The sequence below is a fragment of the Variovorax soli NBRC 106424 genome (assembly GCF_001591385.1).
Taxonomy (GTDB): Bacteria; Pseudomonadota; Gammaproteobacteria; order Burkholderiales; family Burkholderiaceae_C; genus Variovorax; species Variovorax soli.
In genome coordinates, this window is sequence record NZ_BCUU01000064.1 from 22,657 (window position 1) to 30,247 (window position 7,591).

Below are 7,591 nucleotides of genomic sequence, written 5' to 3' on the forward strand. Positions count from 1 at the left end.
TGCCGCGTGCTCAGGCGTGCAGTGCACGGCCTTCACGGTTGAACAGGTGCAGCACGGATGGATCGAGCTCGACCTGCACGTTCTCGCCCGCCTTGAGCGGCGTGCGCTCGTTCTGCCGCGCAATGAGTTGCGTGCCGTTCACGTCCACATGGATGAGGGTGTCGGCGCCCAGCGCCTCGATCAGGTCCACCCGCCCCGGCTCGCCCACGCCGCGGCCCTGGGGATACACGCGCACGCCTTCGGGCCGCACGCCCAGGAAGCCGTCGGCCGGCAGCCTGCCGCGGCTGAGTTGCGAGAACGAAGGCACCGCATCGGCGGCGACCATGTTCATCGACGGCATGCCGATGAACTGCGCGACGAAGCGGTTGGCCGGCCGGTCGTACAGCTCCAGCGGCGTGCCCACCTGCTCGATCAGGCCGTCCTTGAGCACCACCACGCGGTCGGCCAGCGTCATGGCCTCGACCTGGTCGTGCGTGACGTAGATGGTGGTGGCGCCCAGGGCCTTGTGCAGCTTGTGGATCTCCACCCGCGTGTTGCCGCGCAGGGCGGCGTCCAGGTTGGACAGCGGCTCGTCGAACAGGAACACCTTGGGCGAGCGCACGATGGCGCGGCCGATGGCCACCCGCTGCCGCTGGCCGCCCGACAACGCCTTGGGCGTGCGCTCCAGGTACTGCGTTAGATTGAGCGAGGTGGCCGCCTGGCTCACCTTCTGGCGGATGGTCTGCGGGTCCACGCCCGCAAGCTTGAGCGCGAAGGACATGTTGTCGTACACGCTCATGTGCGGATACAGCGCATAGCTCTGGAACACCATCGCCAGGCCCCGCTTGCCCGAGGCCACGTGGCTGATGTCCTGCCCGTCGAGCACCAGCTTGCCGCTGGTGATGGGCTCCAGCCCCGCAATGAGGCGCAGCAGCGTGGACTTGCCGCAGCCCGACGGCCCGACGAACACGATGAACTCGCCTTTTTCGATGGCGAGGTTGACGCCCTTGATGATGTGGGCGTCCGCAAAGCTCTTCGTGATGTTCTGAAGTTCGAGGTAAGCCATGTCCTTGTCTCCCTGCTTGATCACTTGACTGCGCCGAAGGTCAGGCCCTGCACGAGCTGCTTCTGCGAGAACCAGCCGAACACCACGATGGGCGCGATGGCCATCAGCGATGCGGCCGACAGCTTGGCCCAGAACAGGCCTTCGGGGCTGGAATACGAGGCGATGAGCGTGGCCAGCGTGCCGGCCTTGGCCGAGCTGAGGTTGAGCGCCCAGAAGGCTTCGTTCCAGCTCAGCACCAGGCACAGGAGGCCCGTGGATGCGAAGCCGCCCACCGCCAGCGGCAGCACCACGTGCCGGAACTCGGTCCACAGCGTGGCGCCGTCCATGCGCGAGGCTTCGAGGATCTCGTTCGGTATGTCCTTGAAGCTCGTGTAGAGCATCCACACCATGATCGGCAGGTTGGACAGCGTGAACACGATGGTCAGGCCCGACAGCGTGTCGAGCATGCCGGCCGTCTGGGCCAGCACGTAGATGGGCACCAGCGCGCCCACCGCCGGCATCATCTTGGTGGAGAGCATCCACATGAGGATGTCGCGCGTGCGCCTGGTGCGAAAGAAGGCCATCGAATACGCCGCCGGCGCCGCGATGAGCATGCCGATCACGGTGGAACCCAGGCTGGTGATGAGCGAATTGCGCGCATACAGCAGGTAGTCGCTGCGGCGCTGCACCTCGCCGAAGTTCTCCATGGTGGGCTCGAACACGAAGAGCGGCGGCACGTGGATGGCCTGCAGCTCGGTCTTGAAGGCCGTGAGCATCAGCCAGCCCAGCGGGAAGAACAGCAGCAGCGTGAAGGCCCAGGCGAACACGGTGCGCAGCGAGACGGCCAGGAAGTTTTCCTTGAGCATGCGGGGCCTCCTAGTCCAGGTTCTTGCCGATGATGCGGATCAGGAAGGCCGCCACGATGTTGGCCAGGATCACCGCGAACAGCGCACCGGCCGATGCCACGCCCACGTCGAAGTTCATCAGCGACTGCTTGAAGATCATGTAGGTGAGGTTGGTGCTCTCGTTGCCCGGCCCGCCGTTGGTGGTGATGGCGATCTCGGCGAATACGGAGAGCAGGAAGATCATCTCGATCATGATTACCACCGCCATCGGCCGGCCCAGGTGGCGCAGCGTGAGGTAGAAGAAGCGCTGGAAGGCGTTGGCGCCGTCCATGCGCGCCGCCTCCATCTGTTCCCGGTCGAGCGATTGCAGCGAAGTGATGAAGATCAGGCAGGCAAAGGGCAGCCATTGCCAGGCCACCATCACGATCACCGAAAAGAGCGGCACTTCGGTGAGCCAGTCCACCGGTGTCAGGCCGAAGAACTTCCACACATTGGCCAGCACGCCGTAGATGGGGTTCATCATCATGTGCTTCCACAGCAGGGCGTTGACCGCCGGCATGACGAAGAAGGGCGAAATGAGCAGCACGCGCACGATGCCGCGCCCCGGAAAAGGCTCGTTCACCAGCAGCGCCAGCCCGATGCCCAGCACCACGGTGATGGCGATCACGCTGCCGATGAGCACCAGCGTGTTCCACACCGCCGGCCAGAAGTCGGGGTCGGTGACGAAGTAGTGGAAGTTCTCCAGCCCGATGAAGTTGCGCTCGCCCGGCTGCATCAGGTTGTAGTTGACGCTGGAGAAGTAGAGGGTCATGGCCAGCGGCACGACCATCCACAGCAGCAGCGCGAGGACCGCGGGCGTCATCAGCGCCCTTGGCATGAGGCGGTTCATGGTGGTTCCTCCCCGATTCGTGCCAGTCGGCCGCTTTACTTGTAGTAGCCCGCCTTGCGCATCTCGCGCTCCGCCGCTGCCTGCGAGGTCTTGAGCGCCTGCTCGATCGTCACCTTGCCCGACAGCGCCGCGCTGATCTGCTGGCCCACTGCCACGCCGATTGCCTGGAACTCCGGAATGGCGGCGAACTGCACGCCCACATAGGGCGACTTGGGCAGCGTGCTGTCGTTGGGGTTGGCGGTGTCCAGCGCCTTCTTCTCCGCGTCGGCGAACTTGGCCGCCTTCAGAAATTCAGGCGTGGCGTAGGTCGACTTGCGCGTACCCGTGGGCACCGCGTGCCAGCCCTGTTCCTTGGCCACCAGCTTGATGTAGTCCTTGGAGGTGGCCCACTTCACGAACTTCTCGGCCGCCTCCACCTTCTGCGAGCCGGCGGGAACGGCCAGTGCCCAGGCCCACAGCCAGTTCGCGCCCTTGGGCGTGACGGCCACCGGCGCCTGCGCAAAGCCGACCTTGTCGGCCACCTTGGACTGCTTCGGATCGCTGATGAAGGAGGCGGCAATGGTCGCATCCACCCACATCGCGCACTTGCCCTCGTTGAACAGCGCCAGGTTCTCGTTGAAGCTGTTGGCCGAGGCGCCGGGCGGGCCGTAGGACTTCATGATGTCCACGTAGAAGGTGAGCGCGTCCTTCCAGGGCTTGGTGTCGATCTGCGGCTTCCACTGCATGTCGAACCACTGGCCGCCGTTGGTGTTGACCAGCGTGGTGAAGAAGGCCATGTTGTCGCCCCAGCCCGGCTTGCCGCGCAGGCACATGCCATACACGCCGGCCTTGGGGTCGTGCGCCTTGCCGGCGAATTCCTTCACCTGCTCCCAGGTGGGCTGCTCGGGCATCTTGAAGCCCACCTTGTCGGCCAGGTCCTTGCGGTACATGAGCATGGAGCTTTCGCCGTAGAAGGGCGAGGCGTACAGCTTGCCGCCTTCCGACAGGCCGGCGCGGATGGCAGGCAGCAGGTCGTCCACGTCGTAGGCGGCGTCGGTCGCAATTTCCTTCAGCCAGCCCTTCTTGGCCCAGATGGGCGTCTCGTACATGCCGATGGTCATCACGTCGAACTGGCCGCCCTTGGTGGCGATGTCGGTGGTGACGCGCTGGCGCAGCGTGCCCTCTTCCAGCGTGACCCACTTGAGCTTGATGTCGGGGTACGCCTTCTCGAAGAAGGGCGTGAGCTTCTGCATCTCGATCATGTGGCCGTTGTTGACGGTGGCCACCACGAGTTCGGTGGCAGCGTGGGCCAACCCTGCGCCAGCGATCGCAAAGGCGATGCCTGCCTTGAGAAATGCCTTCATGGATTCGTCTCCTTGTGCCCGCCGCTTGCGGTGAGGCGGTGGCGGGATTCTGGAGATTCGGGCGGCGCGATTCGGTACTTACATGGTCAACGCCAATACTTCTATGCACCGATTACCTAGTGGATTCCCTGATCTGCGCAAATCAGGATGTACGGCCCACCTTCACCGCGAGCGCGCGGCGCCATGAAAAAGGGCCGCGGAAGCGGCCCTCGATGCGCGCGTGGGAAGGTGTCGGCTCAGGCCGGCACCACCCCGTATTCGTTGCTCTCGGTCTGGCTGGGCTGAACCCAGAAGAAGATCAGCACCAGGATGCCGATGATGGGCAGCAGGTGCAGCAGCAGGAACCAGCCGCTCTTGCCGATGTCGTGCAGGCGCCGCGCGCCCACGGCCAGCGAGGGCAGCACCAGCGCCAGCGCCACGACGGCATAGACCGTTTCGCCCAGCATGGATGCCACCACCATCACGATCAGCTGGAACAGCGCGAACCACCAGAACTCCGAGCGCACGGCGCGCCCGCTGAAGTCGACGTACTTTCGCAGGCAGACCTGAACGGCTTGGACAAAGCTCATGGACCAACTCCTCTTCGATTTCCCGGGAGAAATTCCCGGGGCGATCATAAGGGCGCCCACCCTCGGCCCGGGTGCGTGAAAAGTACCGTCCTGCGCGGGCTCAGCGCTGGCGCAGCCGCTGCAGCAGGCCGGCGGTGGAGGCGTCCAGCCCCGCCACATCGCCCGACGACAGGCGCGGCTCGATGTCCTTGGCCAGCACCTTGCCGAGCTCCACGCCCCACTGGTCGAAGCTGTTGATGCCCCACAGCGCGCCGCTGGTGAACACGCGGTGCTCGTACATGGCGATGAAGGCGCCCAGCGATTCGGGCGTGAGCCGCTCCAGCACGAAGAAGGTGCTGGGCCGGTTGCCGGAGAAGTTGCGGTGCCCGCCTTCGTCCTTCTTGCCTTGCATGAGGGCCTGCGCCTGCGCCAGCGCGTTGGCCAGCAGCTTGGGATGGTGGCCCGGCAGGTCGTGCGTCGCATCGCGCACCGCCAGGAACTCCAGCGGCACCACGTCCGTGCCCTGGTGCAGCATCTGGAAGTACGCATGCTGGCCGTTGGTGCCCGGCTCGCCCCAGAGCACGGGCGAGGTGCCGTACGGCAGCAGCTGGCCGTCCAGGTCCACCTGCTTGCCGTTGCTTTCCATTTCCAGCTGCTGCAAATAGGCGGGCAGGCGCTTCAGGCCGCTGTGATAGGGCGCGATGCTGCGGCTGGTGAAGCGGTGGAAGTTGCGGTACCACACGTCGAGCAGGCCCAGGCGCACGGGCAGGTTCTGCTCCAGCGGGGTGCTGCGGAAGTGCTCGTCCATGGCATGCGCGCCGGCCAGGAAGGCCCTAAAGCCCTCGGCGCCGATGGCCAGCGCAATGGGCAGGCCGATGGCCGACCACATCGAATAGCGCCCGCCCACCCAGTCCCAGAAGCCGAAGGTGGTGCTGATGCCGAATTCGCGCGCCGCCTCCACATTGGTGGTCAGGGCCGCGAAGTGCCCCGCGATGTCGGTGCCGCCGGACTGCTCGAACCAGCGCTTGGCCGACCGTGCATTGGCCATCGTCTCGGCGGTGGTGAAGGTCTTGGAGGCGATCAGGAACAGCGTGTGCTCCGGCGCCAGGCCCTGGAGCACGCCGTCGAGTTCGTGGCCGTCCACGTTGGAGACGAAGTGGAAGTGCTTGCCCGGCGCCACGAATTCATCGAGCGCCAGCACCGCCATCTGCGGCCCGAGGTCGGAGCCGCCGATGCCGATGTTGACCACGTCGGTGATGGTGTGGTCGCCGCGGATGCGCTCGGCATAGGCGAGCATCGCGTCGAGCGTTTCATGCACCACCGCCAGTTCGGTGCCCGGCCCTTGCTGGCCCTTGGGCGCACGAAGCAGGAAGTGCATCACCGCCCGATCTTCCGTCGCATTGATGCGCTCGCCGGCAAACATGGCGTCGATGCGCGCCTGCAGGCCGCACTGGCGCGCCAGCGCGAACAGGAGCTCTTCGGCGCGCGCGTCGATCAGGTTCTTCGACAGGTCGGCGAATACATTCGGTGCCTGCTGGCTGAAGCGCTCGAAGCGCTTCGCATCGGCATCGAAGGCCTGGCGCAGGTCGAAGCGGGCGGCGCCGGACGCGAAGTGCCGGCCCAGTTCCTGCCAGGCGGGGGTGCGGTCGCAACGTGCCAGGGTGCTCATTCAACGGCCCTCGGTCATGAGTTTCTCGAGCTTGACGGCATCGGCCGCGAAGGCGCGAATGCCTTCGGCCAGCTTCTCGGTGGCCATGGCGTCTTCATTGAGGGCGAAGCGGAATCCGGCCTCGTCGTAGCTCACCTTGGCGATGTCGCGCGCCTTGGCCGCCTGCGGATCGAGCTGGCGCGCCAGCGGCGCATCGCTGTCGGGCCGGCCTGCCATGTCGGCCAGTAGCTCGGGGCTGATGGTGAGCAGGTCGCAGCCGGCCAGCGCCGCGATCTGCCCCGTGTTGCGGAAGCTCGCGCCCATGACCTCGGTGGCGATGCCGTGGTGCTTGTAGTAGTCGAAGATCTGCCGCACCGACTTCACGCCGGGGTCGTTGGCGCCGGCGTTGGCGGCCTCGTCCCAGCCGGCGCCGGCCGCCTTCTTGTACCAGTCGTAGATGCGGCCGACGAAGGGCGAGATGAGCTTGACGCCCGCCGCGCCGCAAGCCACGGCCTGCGCGAAGGAGAACAGCAGCGTGAGGTTGGTGTGGATGCCCTTGCCTTCGAGCACGCGGGCCGCCTCGATGCCCTCCCACGTGGAGGCCACCTTGATGAGCAGGCGCTTTTGCGTGTCGATGCCTTCGGCGCGGTACAGGGCCACGATCCGTTCGGCGCGCGCCACCGTGGCGGCGGTGTCGAAGCTCAGCCGCGCATCGACCTCGGTGGAGACGCGGCCCGGAATGATGGACAGGATCTCGCAGCCGAAGCGCACCAGCAGGCGGTCGATGATTTCATCCAGCGGCTCGCCACGGTGTTGGGCCAGCACCTCGTCCAGCAAGGGGCGGTAGTCGCTCTTTTGCACGGCCTTGAGGATCAGCGACGGGTTGGTGGTCGCGTCTTGCGGCTTGAAGGCATCGAGTTGACGGAAGTCGCCGGTGTCGGCGACGACGGTGGTCCATTGGCGCAGGGCTTCGAGCTGGTTCATGCGGCCATTATCCCGCCGCAAAACTACAAAACATGTGCTCTGCGTCCGACGGCCGATACTGCCTTGCACCGTTAGCTTGGACGCACTGTGTAACGCACGGAGTCCAGACATGCGCAATTCCCTCCCATCCGCCGCGACGCACGCCCCCAACCCAAGTGCACCATCCGCGGGCACGCTCGCGGCAGCCTTCGCGCTCGGCGGTGCACTGACCCTGCTCACGCTCCATGGCGCCCGGGCGCTGCGCGCAGCAGCGCCGGCCGGCCCCGCCGACGGCGCGCCGCTGATGCGCGCCCCGCTGCAGGTGGTGGCG

7 protein-coding genes and 1 pseudogene are annotated in these 7,591 nt (G+C 66.0%); 1 reads left to right on the forward strand and 7 read right to left on the reverse strand.

The window, feature by feature from the left end; translation table 11 throughout:
* Positions 1–10: 10 nt before the first annotated feature.
* From VSO01S_RS17815 to tal, 7 genes are all read right to left on the reverse strand, one after another.
* Positions 11–1,045, reverse strand: coding sequence for an ABC transporter ATP-binding protein (locus VSO01S_RS17815; RefSeq protein ID WP_068644162.1), 1,035 nt, complete (start codon positions 1,043–1,045; stop codon positions 11–13).
* Between the two features lie 20 nt (positions 1,046–1,065).
* A complete protein-coding gene (locus VSO01S_RS17820) occupies positions 1,066–1,890 on the reverse strand; it encodes a carbohydrate ABC transporter permease (protein ID WP_068644154.1) in 825 nt (274 codons plus the stop codon).
* 10 nt (positions 1,891–1,900) lie between these two features.
* Complete coding sequence (locus VSO01S_RS17825) at positions 1,901–2,758, reverse strand: carbohydrate ABC transporter permease (RefSeq protein ID WP_068644155.1); 858 nt, start codon at positions 2,756–2,758, stop codon at positions 1,901–1,903.
* 35 nt (positions 2,759–2,793) lie between these two features.
* Positions 2,794–4,101, reverse strand: coding sequence for an ABC transporter substrate-binding protein (locus VSO01S_RS17830; RefSeq protein ID WP_068644156.1), 1,308 nt, complete (start codon positions 4,099–4,101; stop codon positions 2,794–2,796).
* A gap of 236 nt (positions 4,102–4,337) precedes the next feature.
* The gene (locus VSO01S_RS17835; RefSeq protein WP_068644157.1) at positions 4,338–4,670 is read right to left on the reverse strand and encodes a DUF805 domain-containing protein; all 333 of its coding nucleotides are present in this window, start codon (positions 4,668–4,670) and stop codon (positions 4,338–4,340) included.
* 100 nt (positions 4,671–4,770) lie between these two features.
* Positions 4,771–6,318 (reverse strand): glucose-6-phosphate isomerase, encoded by a 1,548-nt coding sequence (gene pgi, locus VSO01S_RS17840; RefSeq protein WP_068644158.1) that lies wholly within the window; start codon positions 6,316–6,318, stop codon positions 4,771–4,773.
* On the reverse strand, positions 6,319–7,281 hold the full coding sequence (tal, locus tag VSO01S_RS17845) for a transaldolase (protein WP_068644159.1): 963 nt from the start codon (positions 7,279–7,281) through the stop codon (positions 6,319–6,321).
* A 109-nt stretch (positions 7,282–7,390) separates the two neighbouring features.
* Here tal and VSO01S_RS27220 point away from each other — a divergent pair.
* Positions 7,391–7,591, forward strand: a pseudogene (locus VSO01S_RS27220) (lipocalin family protein); the annotation flags it as partial.

Bases quoted from the DNA above. Each gene is read 5' to 3' on its own strand.
- pgi (WP_068644158.1), bottom strand. From the start codon at position 6,318: ATGAGCACCCTGGCACGTTGCGACCGCACCCCCGCCTGGCAGGAACTG.
- VSO01S_RS17830 (WP_068644156.1), bottom strand. From the start codon at position 4,101: ATGAAGGCATTTCTCAAGGCAGGCATCGCCTTTGCGATCGCTGGCGCA.
- VSO01S_RS17825 (WP_068644155.1), bottom strand. From the start codon at position 2,758: ATGAACCGCCTCATGCCAAGGGCGCTGATGACGCCCGCGGTCCTCGCG.
- VSO01S_RS17835 (WP_068644157.1), bottom strand. From the start codon at position 4,670: ATGAGCTTTGTCCAAGCCGTTCAGGTCTGCCTGCGAAAGTACGTCGAC.
- tal (WP_068644159.1), bottom strand. From the start codon at position 7,281: ATGAACCAGCTCGAAGCCCTGCGCCAATGGACCACCGTCGTCGCCGAC.
- VSO01S_RS17815 (WP_068644162.1), bottom strand. From the start codon at position 1,045: ATGGCTTACCTCGAACTTCAGAACATCACGAAGAGCTTTGCGGACGCC.
- VSO01S_RS17820 (WP_068644154.1), bottom strand. From the start codon at position 1,890: ATGCTCAAGGAAAACTTCCTGGCCGTCTCGCTGCGCACCGTGTTCGCC.